Source organism: Salinicola sp. MH3R3-1 (assembly GCF_001937155.1).
GTDB classification, from domain to species: domain Bacteria; phylum Pseudomonadota; class Gammaproteobacteria; order Pseudomonadales; family Halomonadaceae; genus Salinicola; species Salinicola halophyticus.
Genome location: NZ_MSDP01000089.1, coordinates 1 through 708, shown reverse-complemented (window position 1 = coordinate 708; position 708 = coordinate 1). Strand labels below are relative to the sequence as shown.

Sequence of the window (708 nt, the reverse complement as noted above, 5' to 3'; positions counted from 1 at the left end):
AAAGCCAACTGCTCTACCAACTGAGCTAACGACCCATGCGCTTCTGATCAATGGCGCTTGCCATAAAAGCATCGACCCGTCGGAAAGTGGTGGGTCGTGTAGGATTCGAACCTACGACCAATTGGTTAAAAGCCAACTGCTCTACCAACTGAGCTAACGACCCTTCCCGACTGGGCGCACATATTACTCATAACCCTCGGAGCAGGCAAGTATTTTTTCCCGCCCCGAGGCGCTGGTCACGACGCGGGAATCAGGAGTCTTCACGCCGCGGACGGCGCGGTTTCTTCATTGCCGTCACCGGGCGCCGCTTGTTTTTGTCGCGGCTCCAGCGATTTTTCTCGTCCGGCGTCAGTTCCGGTACCTTGCGCGGCTCGAGCCCGGCCATCGTCGACAGCTCGTCGATCTCGTCCTGGGTCATCTCGGTCCACTCGCCGGCCTTGGCCCGCTTGTCGAGGAAGATGTTGCCATAACGAACGCGTTTCAGGCGGCTGACGGTTAGGCCCTGGGATTCCCACAGACGACGCACTTCTCGATTGCGCCCTTCCATGATCACCACGTGGAACCAGCTATTGATGCCTTCGCCGCCGAACTCCTGCACGTCGGAAAAACGCGCCGGGCCGTCTTCGAGCATCACCCCTTCGACCATATTGACCACGTGCTCGCGCTTGACCTCACCCATTACGCGGACCGCGTATTCGCGTTCGATCT

Annotated in this window: 1 tRNA gene and 1 pseudogene; both read right to left on the bottom strand. The window is 58.8% G+C overall.

Annotation, left to right across the window (positions count from 1 at the left end):
* Positions 1–87 precede the first annotated feature (87 nt).
* Positions 88–163 (bottom strand) — tRNA-Lys (locus BTW08_RS18480).
* Between the two features lie 87 nt (positions 164–250).
* Positions 251–708 (bottom strand): annotated as a pseudogene (locus BTW08_RS18475) (23S rRNA pseudouridylate synthase B); the annotation flags it as partial.